Below are 20,301 nucleotides of genomic sequence, written 5' to 3' on the forward strand. Positions count from 1 at the left end.
ATAATTATAACAAACTATATAATTTAATTTCTGGGAATTTCTCTTCAAACCATCTTGTCGCAAACTCATTTTCGAATAAGAAGACATATTGATCATAACGGTCTTTAACTAATATTGAGCGTGAAGTATTCATCTTATCTGAGATATCTTCTTCATTCTCAATCCAGCGTGCAATCTTCTGACCTACTGGTTCCATAACTACTTCTACATTGTATTCTGTGTTGAGACGGTGCTCGAACACTTCAAATTGCAGTTGTCCCACAGCACCAAGAATAATTTGATTAGTATGCAATGTTTTGTAGTACTGGATGGCACCTTCCTGAACGAGTTGTTCAATACCTTTATGGAAGTGTTTCTGTTTCATAACGTTCTTCGGTGATACTTTCATAAAACGTTCTGGCGTAAATTGAGGTAAGTCTTCAAACTCAAACTTTTGATTACCCCCTACTAAAGTGTCACCAATTTGGTAGTTACCCGTATCATAAAGCCCGATGATATCTCCTGAAACGGCATGGTTAACAGTTTCTTTGTCGTCTGCCATAAATGATGTTGAACGTGTAATCTTCTGTTTCTTATTCGTACGTTGTAGTTTCACATCCATACCGCGTTCGAAAGCACCACTTACTACGCGCATAAACGCAATGCGATCTCTGTGTTTAGGATCCATATTTGCTTGAATCTTAAAGATAAATCCTGAGAAATCAGTATCATAAGGGCTCACTTCACTACCATCTTTCGTCTGTCTTGCATTAGGCATTGGCGCATGATCAACATAAGCATTTAAGAAGTTCTCAACACCAAAGTTTGCAAGTGCTGAACCGAAGAATACAGGCGTAAGTTCACCGCCTAATAATGCATCTTTATCGAAGTCTTCACCCGCTTCATCTACGAGCATTAATTCTTCTATTGCTTGTTCGTATGCAGAATCATTAGCAATTGGATGAGACTCTTCCAATTCGAAATCGTCATTAAGATGAAGTAAATTCTCTTCATCTCTAAATGGTTCAATTGTCTTCTCATTACGGTCGATGATACCGAAGAAGTTCTGACCCATTCCAATTGGCCAGTTCATTGGATATGTTTCAATATTAAGCGTCTCTTCGATTTCATCAAGTAATTCAAACGGTTCCTTGCCGACTCTATCGAGTTTGTTGATAAAGGTAAAGATAGGAATGCCTCTCATTTTACAAACTTTAAAAAGTTTAAGTGTTTGAGGCTCAATCCCCTTCGCACAGTCAATAACCATGACCGCACTATCGACCGCCATCAATGTGCGATACGTGTCTTCAGAGAAATCTTCGTGCCCTGGTGTATCAAGGATATTAATCTTATAGTGATCGTAGTCAAATTGCATCACTGAACTTGTAACAGAGATACCACGCTCTTGCTCAACTTTCATCCAGTCACTTGTCGCAAATTTACCCGTCTTCTTACCTTTAACAGTACCTGCTTCTCTAATCGCACCACCGAAAAGCAGTAATTTCTCAGTTAATGTTGTCTTACCAGCATCCGGGTGGGAGATGATGGCAAAGGTCTTTCTAGATTCAACTTCTTCTTTGATAGACATGCTTTAACTCCTTTAAATATTTATTGTAACCATTGAATAATTTGTCTTGCTATATGTTCGGCATCATCGTCATCCATTAAGGTGAATAAATGCATCACGAGTTCCGTTTCAAGTTCTTGTTCGTCTTGAGTATCAGGAAGTAACATTGACCATTCCAAGTCAGGTATGTCTATCAATGTCGCTCGCTCTGACTCATTTTTATAAATATAGACTTGGCGTTCTACTTCTGCTAACTGGACCTCTTTAATCTTCAATCGGTCCACCGCCGAATTTCTTATACGCAGCTTCTAAACCGATTAAGTCATCACGGTGAGGTACTTTAACATGACCTGGCATGATTTGATAAGGTTCACGACCTTTGGAAGCAAGCACAACCGTATCACCTGGTTCAGCTACCTCAATAGCATGACGAATACCTTCTGCACGGTCATCAAACTCAACGTAGTTATCATGTGTAGCACCTTTAGCAAGCTCTGCAGTCAACATCTTAGGATCGTCATTGGCTGGGTTGTCTGGCGTAAAGATGACGTAGTCTGCGCGACACGCAACGGTTCCCATTTCAGGTGTCTTGCCCATATCTCTTTCTCCAGCCATACCAACAAGGAAGATGAGTTTCTGTTTGACGAAAGGTTTCACTGCATCAATCAATTTATTCATTCCATCAGCTGTATGCGCATAATCGATAATTAAATCAATTGGCAAATCAGGATCAAGCACTTCAAGACGACCCTCCACTGGTTCTAAACGAGGCACTACTCGACTGAGTTCTTCAAGACTGATACCTGTACTCCACACCGCGATGATAGCAGCCATAATGTTAGAAATATTAAATTTACCCACATATGGGGATTGAATAGGATATGTACCGAAAGGGGTAGCTAAATCGAATGTCACACCTTGTAATGTTTCTTGAATATTGGTAGCCATGAATTGAGCTTCATTATCAATACCATATGTGAAGGCTTCAAATGGTGTAACGGTCTCTAGATATTCTGAGAAATCATCATCTTTATTAAGCACTACGAATTTGTCTTTAGAGAGGTCTTGTCCAAGTTGACTGAAAAGTAACGATTTCGCGTGTCCATATGCTTCCATTGAGCCATGGAAATCTAAATGATCCTGCGTTAAGTTCGAGAAGATCGCAACATCAAACTCCACGCCACGCAAACGTCCTAAGGCAAGCCCGTGACTTGAGACTTCTAGCGTCATTGCTTCGGCATCTTTTTCAACTGCTTCTTGAATTTTTTTAGTTAAAGAAACAGTTTCTGGAGTCGTATTCTCACCTTTAGATTTCTCTTCATTGATTTGAAAGCCGTTCGTTCCTAAATAAGCACTATTTTTGTGCAAGGCACGGTAAATATTGTGAATCATCGTAGCAATAGATGTCTTACCATTTGTGCCTGTGACACCATATGTCGTTAAATGCTTACTCGGGAAGTCGAATAATTTATTCGCCAGTAAACTTGCTACTCGTAGCGTGTCCGGAACGATGATTTGTGTGACGTCACCGTCAATTTCTTGTTCACGATTCACGACTACAACTTCACATCCTGAATCAGCGACTTGCTGACAGAAACGATGACTATCAACTGTGTAGCCTACTGATGCAACAAAGATACTTCCTGGCTTTGCAGTACGAGAATCTGTTGTAATATCGTTCACTTCTTTATCTAAACTACCGATAACTTGTTTCACTTTGATTTTTTCGAACAATGCACTCGCCTTCACGATTCTCTCTCCTTATTATATATAAATTACATTATTGCTCTTTGTAAGACTTCATTGTTTTATGCCAATAAGATATATTATACACTTTTTTACTAGTAATATATATGTATAGAGGGTCTAAAATAATCTTCGTCTTGCTTAATAAACACAATATGGCACTATACTGCTTCAATCAGAATTGATATTAAGGTAAGATTAATTTACTTTGAATATTTATATAAATAACATATAAAACAAAGAAAAATGTAAAGATTCATGATATGCTAATTGCATAATTAATCTTTATCATTAATTACATCTTTACCCTTTACGACCCTAGTATGTTAGTCACTCTCGACAATCTTTGTCGTGACCATTTTAGTCGCTATTAAACAACAGAGTCCACGGGAGATGTTTAGCATATTTGTATCGATTATAGTATGACTGATTCCACACAGGGTTGTAAAATGATATAATGTAATGAACTGTATAATTTGAAGTTTATAAAAAGAGCTGAATAAGCTTTGATTAATGATGAAACAAATAGAGCATTCACAAGGGTTTGGACTCTTTTATACGCCATGTAAATGCGTTACACTAACTTTGAGTTAAATTTGACTACTGGAGGGTGCCTCGTTATGGTGACTCAAACTAAAAAGATATTGATACTTACTGGTTCTTTTGGTAATGGTCATTTGCAAGTGACACAAAGTATAGTTAATCAGTTTCAGAAGATGGATTTAGATAATCTCGAAATTATCGAGCATGATTTATTTATGGAAGCACATCCCATCGTGACGACCATTTGTAAAAAATGGTATATTAATAGTTTCAAATACTTCCGTAATACTTATAAACAATTCTATTACAGTCGTCCGGACAAATTAGATAAATGTTTCTATAAATATTATGGATTGAATAAATTGCTCAACTTATTGATGAAAGAGAAACCTGACCTTATATTACTTACTTTCCCTACACCAGTAATGTCAGTATTAACTGAACAATTTAATATGAATATACCAGTGGCTACTGTTATGACAGATTACCGTCTACATAAGAACTGGATCACACCACATTCTGAACGTTATTACCTTGCCACTGAAGATACGAAGAAAGAGTTTGAGTCAATTGGTATCCCTAGCGACGCAATAAAAGTAACTGGTATTCCAATTGCTGACAAGTTTGAAGAAGATATTGATCAAGCACAATGGTTAGCGCACAACCAACTAGCCCCTGACAAGCCAACTATTCTGATGTCTGCGGGTGCTTTCGGAGTTTCTAAAGGCTTTGATGAAATGATCACTTCAATACTCGAGCGCAGCCCCCAATCTCAAATCGTGATGATTTGTGGTAAGAGCAAAGAGCTGAAACGTTCCTTGTCAGCCAAATTTAAGGATTACGACAATGTCTTGATTCTTGGTTATACCAACTATATGAATGAATGGATGGCTTCTAGTCAGCTCATGATAACGAAACCAGGTGGTATCACAATTTCTGAAGCATTAACTCGTAAGATTCCGATGGTCTTCTTAAATCCGGCGCCAGGTCAAGAATTAGAGAATGCGATTTATTTTCAGGACAAAGGATTCGGTCGCATTGCAAACACACCAGAAGAAGCTATTGATGTCGTTTCTAGTCTAACGAATCACCCAGAAACTTTAGCTCAGATGACTGAAGCCATGCGTAAAGCGAAAGTTCCTTATTCAACATATAAATTATGTAGAGATTTACTGGATTTACTAAATCAGTCAGCACAATATCAAGAAATGTATGGAAAGGTTCCGTTATATGCAAAGTTCCTCCTTAAATAAGCAAAGCGTCAGTAAAAACTTTATAATCATGTTGTTAATCCTATTTTTAATGGAATTTGCGCGAGGCATGTACATTCTCGGCTATCTATCGATGTTACCTACAGCGACTTCTGTTGCCGTAGGAATCACATCGTTAGCCGTCTCTGTACACTTTATTTCAGATGCCGTGACCAACTTCGTAATAGGATTTATACTCAAGCGTTTAGGTACCAAAGTTGTACTTACATTAGGCTTTCTATTAGCTTTCGGAAGTTTATTCTTAGTCATATGGTTCCCAACACACCCCGTTGTACTGATACTCAGCGCAATCTTACTTGGCGTAGCTGTAAGCCCGATTTGGGTCATCATGCTGGCTAGTGTAGACGATCGACAACGCGGTAAGCAAATGGGTTATGTGTACTTTGCTTGGTTATTAGGTTTACTCGTCGGATGGATTGGCATGAACCTTGTCTTTAAATTCAGCCCGACCCGTTTTACTTTCCTAATGGCTCTCGTGGTTCTTCTCGCGTGGATCATGTATTACTTTGTGAAAATTCGTCTAACTAACTACGATACACGTCCGGTCAAAGCACAATTAGTTCAAATAGTAGATGTGATGAAACGCCACCTTATATTATTTCCAGGGATATTATTACAAGGTACAGCAATCTCAGCATTACTCCCTATCTTACCTACATATGCAAAACAAACTGTCGGTGTTTCTACTGTAGAGTACACGTTAACCTTAATCATCGGAGGCATCGGTTGTACGATATCCATGCTTTTCTTGTCGAAGATGATTGATAATAATAGCAGACAATTTATGCATAGCATCGTCTTCGGTGGTTTCGTTCTTTACATGATACTCATCTTCTCCCTCACTTTGATTACTAACATTTACATTGTGTGGGGCTTAGCACTCATCATCGGACTGATGTACGGGGTCTTACTTCCTGCTTGGAATACATTTATGGCCGGCTATATCAATCCTAAAGAACAAGAAGAAACGTGGGGCGTGTTCAATAGTGTGCAAGGTTTCGGCGCGATGCTTGGGCCGCTCCCTGGTGGATTGATTGCTCAATTTACAGGTAGTGAAATTAATACATTCTATTTCTCAGCTGCCGTATACCTCTTCTTGGCATTATTCTACGGCATCTACTTTTTACGATTACGTAAGCATTAGAAAAAAGCGAGTGAAAGCATGGTGATTCTTCACCCTTTCACTCGCTCTTCTAATCTTTATATATGCTTAGCTTAATACTATTGATTAACCTTCTAACGGATATGTTTCAACAACTTCCCACTTATCTTCGTCATGGTTGTATTTTAATAAAGTAAGCTCATTGATTGTTTCTTTATGATCAACACCAGCTAATTTCATTTGTCCGTAAATATCTTCAAATTCTTGGCTTGTTAAGTCTTGTGCGATAGTAAAATGAGGAACAAATGGATGTTCAGCTGTTCCATAGAATTTCTCAGTGTTGAATGAATCAAATAATGATTGTAAAGCATCCGTATTTTCTACTTTAAAGTAAATGACATTTTTCGTCGGCGCAAAGCTTGAAGCTTTTGTCGCTTGAATATCCGCTGCTGGTATACCTTGAATACGTTGTTTAATTTCATCTTTAACAGAATCAAAGTCTTTATCATCAATTTCAAATGCGCTTTTAATCGTTAAATGAGGTTTAATCATTGCATAATGTGAATCATAACGTTTACGGTATGCATTCACCTCATCTTGGAAGTCTTTTGACGGAATTAATGTTAATCCTAATATCATTGAAATTCCTCCTTTGTTTCTCTTACTTTTCATTATATCAAAATTCTGAAAAAAGCGTTACTTATAACTAATGTATTTTTACTGTAATGATTTAAAATGAAATATCATCAGATAAATAATAAATTAGTAGTTCTTCTAATAAACCTTGCCATGATTTCCAGCGATGACCACCATCAAATTCCTGATATTGCGTGGTTACATTGTTTTGCACAAGCAGTTCATGAAGTTCTCTATTCGGTGTTAAAAAGTCCGCTTCTTCACCTGTAGTCGGTAGGTTGAAGCGTTCCTCTTCTAAACCAACCACGTGCCAAATATTGAGTAGTTCCTTAAATTGACAGCGTTCAATTAGTTGATCCATCGGTTGCGCAAATTGCGGACTCAAAACACCGACTTGACTAAAGATTCTCGGATAAGAGAAGGCAGTCATCAGAGCAATACTACCAGCCAAACTGTCTCCAAACAGTATGCGACTATTTCCTACTTTGAACGTCGAGAACGTTTGATCTATATATGGAAGAATTTCTTGTGTTACCGCTTTAACTGTTTGCGGTGCTTTACTTCCTTGAGGATGAAATTCTTTACGTCGTTCATCTACTGTTTCATAGTGAAAGCCAACGAAGATTGCTTTTTCTACTTTATCAGCTTCTCGCAGTTTTTCATATTTGCGATGTAATTGACCAAAGCTAAAGAAATCACGGCCATCAAAGCAAATAATCACTTTATGTTTAAATAATTCAGTATATTCTTTGGGTAAGTAAATAGATAATTTGATTGAACGTCCAAGCGCTTCACTTGGAAAGTCGATTGTCGTAATCTTACCCGGTTGAAATTCGGTCATTCTTAACACGCTCCCTCATACTCCTAACGTTATTGTACCAAGAGACGTGTGAATTTGAAATATGCACGTTTGTCATTCAAGACGCGTTACATCTTATCATAATCGTCGATGTTGATGTTCGTTTCTTTACGGATACGTTCTGGATAGTCTTTTAACCAGAAATCCGCATTAGGTACTTCGCGAGGATCAGGTCTATAAATCGCATAACGACCAGAACCTAAGCGTTTCTTCTGCATCTCGTAGTCTTTCAGTGCATTCAGTGCTTTGCGATGAAGTATCCAAATCGCCACGATATTGAGCCATGCCATCATACCTACACCTAAGTCACCCATACTCCAAGCGACGTCTGCAGTCTTGACAGCACCATAGATGGTCGCAAGTATTAAAAGTATCCGTGTGATGTTCACCCATAATTTCGTCGTGCGTGCTGAAGCGTGACGCGTTAAATATGAGATGTTGGTCTCTGTTGTATAGTAATATGACAGGATCGTTGTAAAGGCGAAGAAGAACAACGCAATGGCAATGAAGTAAGAACCAAAGCCTGAGAATAAAGGATCAAAGTGATAATGACTACCTTGGAAAGCCTTATCAATGCCGGCTTGCGCATACATTGCTGTACCAGAATAGTCTTTATCGCCATTCGCAGTCTGCACGAATATACCATGATCTTTAATTAAATGCGGTTTGCCGTGCGCGTCACTTCCTCCATCTGTTACGTTATAAGTGCCTGAAATTAGAATGATGAGCGCCGTTGCTGTACATACGAATAATGTATCTACGTAGACAGAGAACGCTTGTACAAGCCCTTGCTTAGCTGGATGAGATACTTCGGCTGCTGCAGCTGCGTGAGGTCCTGTACCTTGACCTGCTTCGTTTGAGTACAATCCTCTTTTAACACCGATATCAATCATAGCACCAAAGATACCACCAAATGCTGATTCCATACCGAAAGCTGATTTGAAGATGAGTGAGAACAAGGCAGGAACTTGATCGATATTTATGATAATAATGATGACTGCCATAATAATATAGGCAACTGCCATGAACGGCACACAAGCTGTCGCAACCTTCGCGATAGATTTAATTCCGCCAAAGATAATCAATGCAAGTAGGATTGCTAAACCTATCGCTGCTACCCATGGATTGACGTTAAAGGCATTCGTCATTGAGCTCGCAATCGCATTGGACTGAACACCAGGAAGTAACAATCCTACCGATATAACCGTCACTACCGCAAAGATGAGCCCGTAAATCTTACCTGTACGTCCTTTAATACCTCTTTCAATGTAAAAGGCCGGACCTCCTCGGTATTCCCCTTTCGTTTCTCGTTTGTAAATCTGACCTAAAGTAGATTCAATAAAGGAACTACTCGCACCTAGAAATGCTGTGACCCACATCCAGAAGACTGCACCGGGTCCACCAATAAAGATAGCGGTAGATACCCCTACGATATTCCCAGTTCCTACTCGACCTGCAAGCGATAATGCAATCGCTTGGAAACTAGAAATACCTGTAGGTGATTTCTCCCCTTGAAACATGAGTCGAATCATTTCTTTAAAATGACGTACTTGTAAAAATATTGTGAATAATGAGAATATAATACCAGTTAGTAGTAATAGAATTACTAACGGTTTACTCCACACAACATCGTTTAACCATGATACAACATGTTCTAACATATGTACCATCCCCCTTTTTTACTTGTTGCGCAAATGGTTATGTTTTTAAAGATTATACACTTTAAAAAATTACCATTCAACTTATATTCTTTTTATACTAGATGAAAAACTTCACTAAACGCTGTACCTACCCCATTTAACCAAAAATAAAATTTTTTACGCAATGGGACAATAATAGACAAATTTTCACGCAGATTGCTGAAATACAAAAAGTCTTCAGGAAAGTACAAAGAATTTTTCTCTCTCAGACTTTTAAAAGGTAAAGAAGTGGGAAATAAAGTAAATAGTTGTACCAGTATATTCAATAGCGCAAAATTTACATACATGCGTAATTTGTGCTTTAGTATCACTGGTGAATAAGCTATACTTAATAGTATCGTATTTAAAGATTAACAGGAGGAAGCTAGCCAATGTTAAACAAAGTTTGGTTTAGAACAGGGATCGCGCTGATCATCTTGTTCGTCTTAATTAAATTGGTTATGGAAGTACATCAAATATTCACTCCTTTCATAATTATTATCCAAGCCGTCTTACTTCCATTCTTACTTAGTGGCTTTCTATTCTACATATGTTTGCCATTTCAAAAGCTATTGGAAAAATACAAAGTGCCAAGATGGGGTAGCATACTGATTATCTTCATCGTCTTGATTGCACTTATCGCGTTAGTGATTGGCGTTGTAGGTCCACTCATTGTAGCTCAAGTGGAAAACCTTATTTCTCAAATTCCAACACTTCAACGTGAGGCACAAGACATCATTCACTTTGCACTTAACCAGAAAGACCGTCTACCTGACGATGTGACGAACCGTATTAATAATGTAGTCAAATCAGCGGGTGATAGTGTTACAGATATCTTATCTAACTCTATCAGCTATATTACATCATTTATCTCTACATTATTCTTACTCATCATGGTGCCGTTCTTCTTAATCTTTATGTTGAAAGACCATGAACGTTTCATCCCGTTCATTGCACGCCTGTTCAAAGGCGAAAGAAAGGTCTTTGTCGTTAACTTACTTAAAGATTTAGATCATACACTTAAATCTTACATTCAAGGACAAGTGTTAGTCAGTATCATTCTCGGTATCATGTTATATATCGGTTACACAATTATCGGCTTACGTTACACGCTTTTACTTGTCATGTTCGCCAGTGTGGCACACCTTATCCCATTCCTTGGGCCATGGATGTCATTCATTCCAGCAGCGATCATTGGTATCATCCAAAGTCCAGTAACATTCATTTGGGTCTGTGTCATTACGTTAATCGCACAACAAGTTGAAAGTAACGTTGTCACTCCAAACGTGATGGGTAAATCATTAAGCATCCATCCACTTACAATCATCGTCGTGATCTTAGCTTCAGGTGAACTTGGTGGATTTGGTCTTATCATCGTAGCGGTACCACTTTACGCAGTAATTAAGACTGTTGTTAAAAATGTCTTTAAGTACCGTCAACATATTCTTGAAAAAGCAAATAGTGATGTTAAAGACTAGCGTCAACGCGGACATCATTTTACGTCTTTAACAAGCACAATTAGGGTTCGAAGAGATACTCATCTTCGGACCCTTTCTTATGAGAATGGTTATAAATTTCTCCTAGATCCTCTACTCTCCTTCACTTGCATCAACTTTCTTTTCTCATCCATGTATACGTAACTTATTTTATTCATTGAAAAAGGCAGATGCCCTACGACACCTGCCTCTATATCATCATTCTATTTACCTTATTTGATTGCGTGGAAACCTGCATCCACGTGGATGTTCTCACCAGTCACACCGCTTGATAAATCACCGAGTAAGAATGCTGCAGTCTTACCTACTTCTTCTTGATCAACATTGCGTTGTAATGGCGCACGTTCTTCAATTTCTTTCAAGATAGCGTTGAAACCGCCCACACCTTTCGCACTTAGTGTACGGATAGGTCCTGCAGAGATTGAGTTCACTCGGATGTTATCTGCACCTAAATCAGCTGCTAAGTAGCGTACATTCGCTTCTAAGCTTGCTTTTGCAACACCCATTACGTTGTAGTTAGGAACTGCATATTCGCCACCAATGTATGTTGTAGCGACGATGCTGCCGCCTTCTGGCATTAATTTACTTGCTTCTTTAGCTACAATTGTTAAAGAATAAGAACTGATGTCTTGAGCGAGTAAGAAACCATCACGTGATGTGTCAGAGAAACGACCTCTTAATTCTTCAACATTTGCGAATGCAATAGAGTGATAAACCCCGTCAATATTTCCTACTTCTTTACCGATTTTTTCGAAACCGTTCACGACATCTTCATCTTTTTGAACATCAATTTGGTAAAAGTGTTTGTCTGATTGGTTTAAGCCCTCCACTAATTTCTCAAGTTGTTTCAAACTACGTTCTTTACGATAAGTGAATACAAGCTTTGCACCTAATTGGTCAAGCACTTTAGCTACACCAAAACCAATACTACGTTTGTTTGCAATTCCCATAATTACAAACGTCTTACCTTCTAAACTAAACATATGATTAACTCCTTTAACTTTATTCATAACGTTTCATTCGTTCAGCCAGTTACTTCGATGAGCATCATTTCTACAATTCTCATCTATTTATCGTGTAACTGTTACAATTTTTAAATTGTTAACACCTTTTATTCTAACATTGTCATCTTTAATTAAACAATTGTAAGCGCAGGTGTTTCAAATGGTCTACGCTTTTACAATCACCAATGACATTTACGAAATACACTTCATTAATGGATTCACGTCCATCATGCAAACTTTCCTAACCTCATTTTACTTAACGAAATCACGTAAAACTATTAAAACTCGAGCTCACGTTTCAACTCATCTACGTACTCTTTCGCACCAGTAACGATAACGCGGTCACGGTAACGTAATTGTGTATCACCGTGCGGCACGATTGACTCATTGTTTCTGATAATACGGACGAAAATGACATCCCCACCGAATGGGAAGTTACGCAATTGAATGCCCTCATATTTGTGATTGAGCATAGCAATCTCGTAAAGTGATGTTTCAACATTGCTGAGGAGATTAAGCATGTTCGGTGTCTCGATAAGCCCTTTGAGCAAGATCTTATTACTCGTAAAGCTACTGAAGATTTCAATACCTTCCGCACGCAATTCTTGATCATCGGAACTTGACTCTAAACGACAAATCACGCGCTTAATGCCTCGCTCTTTCGCCATCAAGGCTACCTTTCTGTTAATGTCATCGTCATTCGTTGAACAAACGATGATATCTTTCTCGAATAGACCGAGTCGTTCTAGCATCGTCGCTTCGTAATCGGCAATTTCGATAATCGTAATATCATCAGATAAGCGTCTATTGTCACTTAAATCATTGCGGTAATATAACGATACTTTATAAAGTTCTGATGATAGGTTCTGAGCGATCGGAATCGTGAGTTGGTTCTTACCTATCATGCTCACTTCTATGCGACGATTACTTTCGTCGGGCACTGGGAAGATCTTTTTAAACACAATCGGCACAAACACACAGGTGATGACGGCACTTAAGATGAGAATGCCTGATATGTCTGCCGAAATCGTACCCAACTGTTCTGCAATCTTAGCTGCGGCAATCACTAATGACAATGTCGATGTGAGTAAAAATGCTGACGCTATCGTCGTACGCTGATCAAACCATCGACGTATGTACATCACCGGGAAGATCTTCGACGCTAAAAACGCGACAATCAGTACCGGAATAATAATGAGTACTGAAGGTTCCTTGATTAAGGAAGGGATGTTCAAGTCAACCCCTACCATGATAAAGAAGATCGGGATAAAGAATCCGTAACCAAAGGAATCCAATTTCTCTACCATATCTTCGTCAGGACCAAGAAGTGAGACGATAACTCCGGCTAAAAACGCACCGAGAATGTTCTCTGCACCAACTCCTTCAGCAAGCGCGACGAGGAGTAGGATTAAGGCAAAGACAGCACGTATACCTATTTGTGTCGTTCCATCCATTAATTTGCGTAGGAAAGTCACCTTCTTGAGCTTCACACCTAGTATGTAAAAGATGATGGCAGCCACTACGAGAATCAATGTTAACCAAAGCGGCACGTTACTTTGAGAATTGAGCGCACCATACGCCGTTAACAGAATCATCGTAATCAAATCGGCCAAGACAGCAACTAATAAGATGAACTGGCCAATTGTGGTACGCATGACGTTCATTTCCTTTAACGTCGGCACGACTACGCCTAAAGAAATTGTCGAAATAATAATAACCATCAATAAGACGTCATCGATTAAGCCGAACCATTTGAACATGTATGCGAAGACGATGGAGATAATCATGATTAATGCAAACACAGTAATCGCCATCTGGAAGTGACCAGGCGTCTTATTCTCACCTTGTTCTTCCTTCGCTTTAGTTCGTGGATCCTTTCTAAATGTCTTAAAATCAATTTCCAGTCCACTTAAGAACATGAGAAAGATAAAGCCTAAAGTGGACAAAATATTAAGCATGGCATCCTTTTCTACTAAATTGAGAAAAGAATGCCCGATGATAATACCCATGAGTACTTCCGCAACTACTACAGGGATGAAATTTAAATTCAGTCTATTAACGAGTATCGGTGTGAGGAAAGCAGCAAGGACAACTACAACAAGAGATACAAATTCCATAGTTCCTCCTTAGATTAAATAGCTCATTAATGTAGTAGCTAGGCCGAAATAAATCAACATACTGATAATGTCGTTGATTGTTGTGATAAACGGACCACTTGCTACAGCTGGGTCAATATTGAGTTTATTCATAATTAATGGAATCACTGCACCCATCAATGTACCGACTGTCATCGCTGCAGTTAAACTACCGCCGACAATCGTTGCGAGAATAGGCTGACGATGTAGCACGATAATACAAATTATCAATAAGATACCACAAACGACACCACTGATTAAACCGCTTCCCGCTTCTCTCAATGCAACTAAGAACTTACTCTGTTCATTGATTTCACCTGTAGATATTTTACGCACAGATACGGCAAGGGATTGCGTTCCTGAGTTCCCGGACATCCCACTAATAATCGGGATAAAGGCACCGAGTAACGCGACTTTAGATAGCGTATCCTCAAATGAGCCAATGAGCGTAGCAGTAATCATACTTAAGAAAGTCAGTGTAATCAGCCATGGGAGCCTTTTACCTGCAGTCTTAAACACCGAATCGTGCTTAGCGTTAACGTCAGATACACCGGCTAAACGAGAGTAGTCTTCGCTTGCCTCTTCGTCCATAACGTCTAAGATATCATCGATAGTGATAATACCAAGCAAATGATCTTGGTAATCGACTACCGGCATCGCGATAAAGTCGTAGTCACGCATCTTCTGAGCGACGTCTTCTTGGTCGTCCGCGACATTCGCACTCACAACACGCTCGCTCATCACGTCTTCAATGTAAGCGTCATTCTCAGCTACGATCAAATCACGTAATGAGAGCACGCCGACCAACTGCTTGTGATCATTCACCGCAAAGATAACATAGATAGTCTCTGCATCAGGCGCTTGCTCTTTAACGTGCATCAAGGCTTCTTTCACCGGTGTGGTTACTTTCAAGGAAATGTATTCCGTAGTCATGATACCGCCGGCAGTATCTTCTTCGTAATGAAGCAAGGCTTTGATTTCTTTCGCTTCTTCTTTATTCATTAAAGTGAGCATGCTAGCGACTTTCTGTTTAGAAAGCTGATTCATGATATCGACAGCGTTGTCGGAAGACATGTTCTCTAATACTTTACTTGCATAGTTGGCATTCATCGTATCAAATAGAGGATCGTATTCTTCCTCTTCAAATTCGAGTTGTTCAAAGAAATCAGCAACTTCTTCAGGAGATAACACTTCGAAGATACGCTGTCTAATCTCGTCATCACTATCCTCGAAGTATTCACTCTGCTCATATGTATGCATGCCGAGGAATTCATCTCTAAATGCATCAATATCATTATCCAGCAAATGCTGATCTAACAGAGATTTATTGTAAACTTCTTCCTCATCAATATATTTATTATCGCGTTCGTTCGCCACAATACTCACCTCCGAATCACCACTATTATACCATATTAAATATAGTTTCTATTGAGTGGTAATTATCTTTAATTTCTATTTTTTTAGTCGTTATTGGATGTTGAAAATGCACACAAACACATCTTAGTAATTGGGTTGAATATTTAGGATGTGCTTCGCCATATAATGAGTCACCTACGATAGGGTGATTGATATGTGCGAAATGTACTCTCAACTGATGTGTACGCCCTGTGATAAGCTGAGCTTTACACAAACTATAGTTCTCGGTCGTCTGTAGCGTTTCATATTGAGTTAAAGCGCGCTTACCTTCAGCACACACTTGTCGTTCAATGATACTATTCTTGCGTCGACCAATAGGGGCATCAATGCGTTCTTGTGAAGGTGTTTGTCCCTCACAGACTGCTAAATACCACTTCTTTAAGTGACAAGAAGACATAAGGTGATGGATAAAGCCATGTTTAGCAAAGATAACTATTCCTAAAGTGTTACGGTCTAACCGTGTCACAATATGAGGTACCGTTCCATCTGTAGCTTGTAAGTACCCTAACACCTGTTCAATCAAACTGCCATGTGGATGTTCTCTCGATGGCGCACAGTTTTGATGTGCTCCTTTTGAAACAATCAGCAGAAATTGATCTTCGTACAGTATCTTTAAATCTTGTTGAAAAGGTTGAAGATAATCACTGTACTGTTCTTCTTGCAAGTGCACTTCGACGACATCACCTGGCTGTAACCGCTCTCTCACTGTAACGAAACGATTATTAACAAATAGAGCGCCATTACGTTTAATGGCGCTCAAAGTCTTCTTAGAATAGCGTTGTGCTTGAAGGAACTCACGCAATAATTGCGCAGACTCCACACGATAGCTTAACTTCATCACTCATCTTCCTCACTAGATATAAACGAGTCATGCACACGTTTCCAGAACGGGAAGGGTCTGAAACGCGCAAAACGGATCTTCTCATCAGCTACCCGGAATTGTATAGCATTGACATTCTTATGACGGATACTCACATGATCAATCGTCGTAAGAATGGTATCGATATTCACAGGCTTAATGAGACACGTATGATGCTTCGGTAACACGAGAGGTGAACCGACTGTTCTAAAGACTCTATTATTAATAGAAGCGATTTCTGTTAATTGCATCGCTTCAAGAGATGGATGGATGAGTGCGCCACCAAGCGCTTTATTATATGCTGTTGAACCAGAAGGCGTCGATACACAGAGACCGTCCCCTCTGAAACGCTCGAATTGCTTACCTCGAATGTTAACGTCCACTACAAGTGTCGAACCATTTTCAGTCTTCATCGTAGCTTCGTTAAGCGCGAGATGACGGGTTTCATAACTGTTGTCATTATAGCGTACAATCAGCTCGAGTAAAGGGTATTCAATCACTTGAAATTCTGAGTTCGTAATCTCTATGATTAGCTTTTCTACTTCGTGGGGTAACCAGTCAGCGTAGAATCCTAGATGTCCCGTATGTACACCGACAAATGCACATCGCGACAACATATGACTGTATTGATGAAAGGCCTGAAGTAATGTACCGTCTCCCCCTACTGAAATCACAATTTCAGGGTTGTCTACATCTTCGACCATTTCAAAGTCTTGCATATAATTCATCATCTTATGCTTTAACGCATTAGACTTTGAATCCCCTTTCGATAAGATTGCATAACGCATATTCACACCCCACTACTCATTATCATGCTTTTTTGCTCTTTTTTTCGAATAATATTTCTGCGCTTCTTGAATTTCATCTTTAATCTCTGACATTTCTTCATCAAGCAAATACGCCGCTTCTGCCGCCCTTTCAAGACGATGTTGAATTTCTGGTGGGTAATCCCCATCATACTTATATCGTAGAGTATGCTCGATTGTTGCCCAGAAATTCATCGCTAACGTGCGAATTTGTATTTCAGCTAAGATCTCAGTTCCCCCATTGAGTGTTTCTATAGGGTAACCAATGATGACATGATATGACCGATATCCACTTTGTTTAGTATTATTAATATAATCTCTTTCTTCAACTACACGGAAATCCGTTCTTTGACGTAGTAAATTTACCACGACATCGATATCATCGACAAATTGACACATAATACGCAATCCAGCGATATCGTACATTTCTTCATGTAAACGATCGAACGGGATACGGCGTTTATTCGCTTTATCGATAATACTCGTCATGGGTTTCACACGTCCTGTGACGAATTCGATCGGAGAAGCTTGCTCAGTGACATCGTATTGCTTTCGTAAACCTTTTAACTTTATCTTCAGTTCATCTACAGCTTGCTTATATGGAGCTAGAAACTGATCCCATTGATTCATAATGCTCACTCCGCTTCGTACTACTTATCTTTAATTCAATTCAAATGTTTCTTCTACAGCACTGACAAATTCTTTGCCGTAGTTAGAATTACCTTCAATATTATCTAATATATAACTTAATTCTTCATCGAAATGTTCAAGTTCTAAGTCGTCGTTAACAATCACTTTCTTACCTTTATTATTATGTAACATCGACCAAGTCTCTTGAACGAATAGTAAATAAGAATAGGTTTGTCCATCATCAAGAATATAGGCAAAGGCATAGTTATCACTATCGACTAACATTTGCCCCGCTTCAGTTAATCCTTCAGTTGGTTCTTCTGTATAGCAACGAATACTATCATCAGTTATTTTAATCTCATTAACATATATACGCATGCTCTTCCTCCTTATTCGTAAATCATTTTAACATAATTTAATCTTACATAACACGTAACATGTCATGCGTTTAATATAAGATTATAGTGTATGTTAGTTAAGTAAAAATCACTTCACAGTCGCTTTCTAAAGTTAAAAATATTTAATGTATCTCCCGATTATACTTTATCCACTCATCAAATAACTATGCTTCAATGATGAGAATATGCTACGCTACATCGCATGAAGCGATTCCTATATAATATGATTAAGTGCGAATATACTAACATAGAGGAGTGAAGTTTATGGCTACTAATAATGAAATCGAATTTAAACAGCTTCTATCTGAAACGCAATACACACAGCTCAAAGAAGCATACTTTCAACAGGCAACCCCCTTTACACAAACGAATTACTATATAGACACACCCGATTTCGTACTTAAAGAACATCTATTTGCACTGCGCATTCGTGAGAAAGATGACAGCCTTGAGATGACACTTAAAGTTCCAGCAGAAGTGGGATTACTTGAATACAATTTCGAGACGACGATACGCCCTGAAATGAATGATGTGCTCGACCCGAGTGATGTACCCCAAGATATCATTGACGAATTGAAATCAATCGATGCAGATATCGAGCGTCTCACTGTTCTGGGCTCTCTTACTACACAACGTATGGAAGTTCCTTTAGATGAGAATTTTTTGGTACTGGACCGAAGTGAATATCTAGATATGACAGATTACGAACTCGAATTTGAAGTTGAGAATCATGATAAAGGTCGCAAAGAATTCGAACGTATATTAAATCAATTTAATATTGATTATCACGAACCAGATAACAAAGTGAAACGTTTCTTCGACCGCAAATCTGAACTTTTAAATTAGATTCTTGTGAGTCGGGTCGCATATTGTCCTAGTCGGTTAAACCTTGTAACCGCCTAGTCTATGCAGAGTCGAATTACTTCCATATGTAAAAATTCATGTTATATTAGTAGTAGATTAATTAAATTTGGTGAGGTTATGGCACAAACACCCTATAATATTATTGGTCAAGATGCATTGTATGCAATGATTGATCATTTCTATAGATTGGTCGAACAAGACGATCGAATTAATTATTTATTTCCTGGAGATTTTAAAGAAACGAGCCGAAAACAGAAACAATTTCTCACGCAATTTCTAGGCGGTCCACAACTCTACACAGAAGAACATGGGCATCCGATGTTAAAGATGCGCCACATGAACTTTCACATTTCACCTTACGAACGTGATGCATGGCTTGAAAACATGCATGAAGCGATTCAAACTGCTGACTTTCCTGCAGGCGTAGGTGACTACTTGTATGAACGCCTGAAGTTAACCGCTAATCACATGGTCAATTCCGAAAAATAATTGTAGGTGAAACCACATGACTGGAGAATTAAAAATGTTACAACCGAATAGTCGTGAAGATACGAATCTTTCACCTGTGACTAAGATAGAGATATACTCATTTTTCGATCCATTTAGCAAAGATTGCTTTAAACTCTCCGCTATACTATCCAAACTCCGTATAGAATATAAGCAATATATACGCGTGAGACATATTCTTAATCCTTCGTTACGCGTCTTAACGAAATGCCAAGCACAAAGTACTTCAGAACTCGATAATATTGCCTTAGCTTATAAAGCAGCCGAACTTCAAGGACGTGTGAGAGCTGAACGCTTTATCCATCTCATCCAGAATGAGATTATTCCGAAGCGCGATATTATCACTGAAGAAATGGTGAACGATTGCATTTGTAATGCAGGATTAGACTACAGTGTATTCAAAGAAGATTTGAAGCACAATAAACTTAAAGAAAGCTTGCAAGTTGATTTGCATATTGCACGAGAAATGGAAATTAATGAGGCACCTTCCCTCGTCTTCTTTAGTGAAGATGTTCATGAAGAAGGATTGAAGGTAGAAGGACTTTATCCATATCATATTTATACTTATATCATTAATGAACTGATGGGACATTCTATTGAGAAAGAATTGCCACCATCTATTGAAAGATATATTCAATATCAACAATTAGTAACGAAAGAAGAGCTTTTAACGATTTATGAGTGGCCTGAAAAGGTTCTTGATAAAGAGTTGAAAAAGTTAGCGTTACAACAAAAAGTTGAAAAGATGGATTGTTTAGAGGGTAACTTCTGGAAATCAAAGATCTAATTATCGCTAGTTAATAA

At 38.6% G+C, this 20,301-nt stretch carries 19 protein-coding genes; 6 read left to right on the plus strand and 13 right to left on the minus strand.

The window, feature by feature from the left end; translation table 11 throughout:
- Window positions 1–4: 4 nt before the first annotated feature.
- The 3 genes from HMPREF2802_RS05285 to HMPREF2802_RS05295 are packed head-to-tail and all read right to left on the minus strand — an operon-like array spanning window position 5 to window position 3,295.
- The gene (locus tag HMPREF2802_RS05285) at window positions 5–1,567 is read right to left on the minus strand and encodes a peptide chain release factor 3 (RefSeq protein ID WP_002472201.1); all 1,563 of its coding nucleotides are present in this window, start codon (window positions 1,565–1,567) and stop codon (window positions 5–7) included.
- A gap of 20 nt (window positions 1,568–1,587) precedes the next feature.
- Complete coding sequence (locus HMPREF2802_RS05290; RefSeq protein WP_070503001.1) at window positions 1,588–1,821, minus strand: YueH family protein; 234 nt, start codon at window positions 1,819–1,821, stop codon at window positions 1,588–1,590.
- On the minus strand, window positions 1,811–3,295 hold the full coding sequence (locus HMPREF2802_RS05295) for a UDP-N-acetylmuramoyl-L-alanyl-D-glutamate--L-lysine ligase (protein WP_070503002.1): 1,485 nt from the start codon (window positions 3,293–3,295) through the stop codon (window positions 1,811–1,813). The genes HMPREF2802_RS05290 and HMPREF2802_RS05295 overlap by 11 nt, the downstream gene beginning before the upstream one ends.
- Before the next feature lie 617 nt (window positions 3,296–3,912).
- Between HMPREF2802_RS05295 and HMPREF2802_RS05300 the strand changes: the two genes are divergently transcribed.
- Window positions 3,913–5,088, plus strand: coding sequence for a diglucosyl diacylglycerol synthase (locus HMPREF2802_RS05300; protein WP_070503003.1), 1,176 nt, complete (start codon window positions 3,913–3,915; stop codon window positions 5,086–5,088).
- Window positions 5,066–6,250 carry a lipoteichoic acid biosynthesis MFS flippase LtaA gene (ltaA, locus tag HMPREF2802_RS05305; protein WP_040806667.1) on the plus strand — a complete coding sequence of 395 codons (1,185 nt, stop codon included), beginning with the start codon at window positions 5,066–5,068 and terminating at the stop codon, window positions 6,248–6,250. Before HMPREF2802_RS05300 ends, ltaA begins: the two co-directional genes overlap by 23 nt.
- 84 nt (window positions 6,251–6,334) lie before the next feature.
- Here the strand turns inward: ltaA and HMPREF2802_RS05310 are convergent, their stop codons facing one another.
- The 3 genes from HMPREF2802_RS05310 to HMPREF2802_RS05320 form a co-directional block, all read right to left on the minus strand.
- Entirely contained in the window at window positions 6,335–6,847 is a 513-nt protein-coding gene (locus HMPREF2802_RS05310) for a 2'-5' RNA ligase family protein (protein ID WP_002472217.1), read from the minus strand.
- A gap of 91 nt (window positions 6,848–6,938) precedes the next feature.
- Window positions 6,939–7,685, minus strand: coding sequence for an esterase family protein (locus HMPREF2802_RS05315; RefSeq protein WP_070503004.1), 747 nt, complete (start codon window positions 7,683–7,685; stop codon window positions 6,939–6,941).
- A gap of 86 nt (window positions 7,686–7,771) precedes the next feature.
- Complete coding sequence (locus HMPREF2802_RS05320; protein WP_070503005.1) at window positions 7,772–9,364, minus strand: alanine/glycine:cation symporter family protein; 1,593 nt, start codon at window positions 9,362–9,364, stop codon at window positions 7,772–7,774.
- Window positions 9,365–9,774: 410 nt separating this feature from the next.
- Between HMPREF2802_RS05320 and cozEa the strand changes: the two genes are divergently transcribed.
- Complete coding sequence (gene cozEa / locus HMPREF2802_RS05325; RefSeq protein ID WP_002472251.1) at window positions 9,775–10,860, plus strand: lipoteichoic acid biosynthesis protein CozEa; 1,086 nt, start codon at window positions 9,775–9,777, stop codon at window positions 10,858–10,860.
- A gap of 230 nt (window positions 10,861–11,090) precedes the next feature.
- On the opposite strand, the gene fabI is transcribed toward cozEa, so the two are convergent.
- The 7 genes from fabI to HMPREF2802_RS05360 all read right to left on the minus strand — a co-directional run bounded on the left by fabI (window position 11,091) and on the right by HMPREF2802_RS05360 (window position 18,106).
- Window positions 11,091–11,861 carry an enoyl-ACP reductase FabI gene (gene fabI, locus HMPREF2802_RS05330; protein WP_070503006.1) on the minus strand — a complete coding sequence of 257 codons (771 nt, stop codon included), beginning with the start codon at window positions 11,859–11,861 and terminating at the stop codon, window positions 11,091–11,093.
- 299 nt (window positions 11,862–12,160) lie between these two features.
- Window positions 12,161–13,999, minus strand: coding sequence for a monovalent cation:proton antiporter family protein (locus HMPREF2802_RS05335; protein WP_049406707.1), 1,839 nt, complete (start codon window positions 13,997–13,999; stop codon window positions 12,161–12,163).
- A 9-nt stretch (window positions 14,000–14,008) separates the two neighbouring features.
- On the minus strand, window positions 14,009–15,394 hold the full coding sequence (mgtE, locus tag HMPREF2802_RS05340) for a magnesium transporter (protein WP_070503007.1): 1,386 nt from the start codon (window positions 15,392–15,394) through the stop codon (window positions 14,009–14,011).
- A gap of 25 nt (window positions 15,395–15,419) precedes the next feature.
- Window positions 15,420–16,271 (minus strand): RluA family pseudouridine synthase, encoded by an 852-nt coding sequence (locus HMPREF2802_RS05345; RefSeq protein WP_070503008.1) that lies wholly within the window; start codon window positions 16,269–16,271, stop codon window positions 15,420–15,422.
- Window positions 16,271–17,080 carry an NAD kinase gene (locus tag HMPREF2802_RS05350; RefSeq protein WP_070503009.1) on the minus strand — a complete coding sequence of 270 codons (810 nt, stop codon included), beginning with the start codon at window positions 17,078–17,080 and terminating at the stop codon, window positions 16,271–16,273. The genes HMPREF2802_RS05345 and HMPREF2802_RS05350 overlap by 1 nt, the downstream gene beginning before the upstream one ends.
- Before the next feature lie 12 nt (window positions 17,081–17,092).
- Window positions 17,093–17,728, minus strand: a complete 636-nt coding sequence (locus HMPREF2802_RS05355; RefSeq protein WP_049406696.1) for a GTP diphosphokinase — start codon at window positions 17,726–17,728, stop codon at window positions 17,093–17,095.
- 30 nt (window positions 17,729–17,758) lie between these two features.
- Window positions 17,759–18,106, minus strand: coding sequence for a UPF0738 family protein (locus HMPREF2802_RS05360; protein ID WP_070503010.1), 348 nt, complete (start codon window positions 18,104–18,106; stop codon window positions 17,759–17,761).
- Window positions 18,107–18,390: 284 nt separating this feature from the next.
- Here HMPREF2802_RS05360 and HMPREF2802_RS05365 point away from each other — a divergent pair, with 284 nt between their 5' ends.
- The 3 genes from HMPREF2802_RS05365 to yjbH all read left to right on the plus strand — a co-directional run bounded on the left by HMPREF2802_RS05365 (window position 18,391) and on the right by yjbH (window position 20,284).
- Window positions 18,391–18,972: a CYTH domain-containing protein gene (locus HMPREF2802_RS05365; protein WP_070503011.1), complete on the plus strand. Its 582-nt coding sequence runs from the start codon at window positions 18,391–18,393 to the stop codon at window positions 18,970–18,972.
- 135 nt (window positions 18,973–19,107) lie between these two features.
- The gene (locus HMPREF2802_RS05370; RefSeq protein WP_049411997.1) at window positions 19,108–19,479 is read left to right on the plus strand and encodes a truncated hemoglobin YjbI; all 372 of its coding nucleotides are present in this window, start codon (window positions 19,108–19,110) and stop codon (window positions 19,477–19,479) included.
- A gap of 16 nt (window positions 19,480–19,495) precedes the next feature.
- Window positions 19,496–20,284 (plus strand): protease adaptor protein YjbH, encoded by a 789-nt coding sequence (yjbH, locus tag HMPREF2802_RS05375; RefSeq protein ID WP_070503012.1) that lies wholly within the window; start codon window positions 19,496–19,498, stop codon window positions 20,282–20,284.
- Window positions 20,285–20,301: the final 17 nt, after the last annotated feature.

Origin of the sequence: Staphylococcus sp. HMSC071G07 (assembly GCF_001811435.1) — a bacterium.
In the GTDB taxonomy this organism is placed as follows: Bacteria; Bacillota; Bacilli; order Staphylococcales; family Staphylococcaceae; genus Staphylococcus; species Staphylococcus pettenkoferi.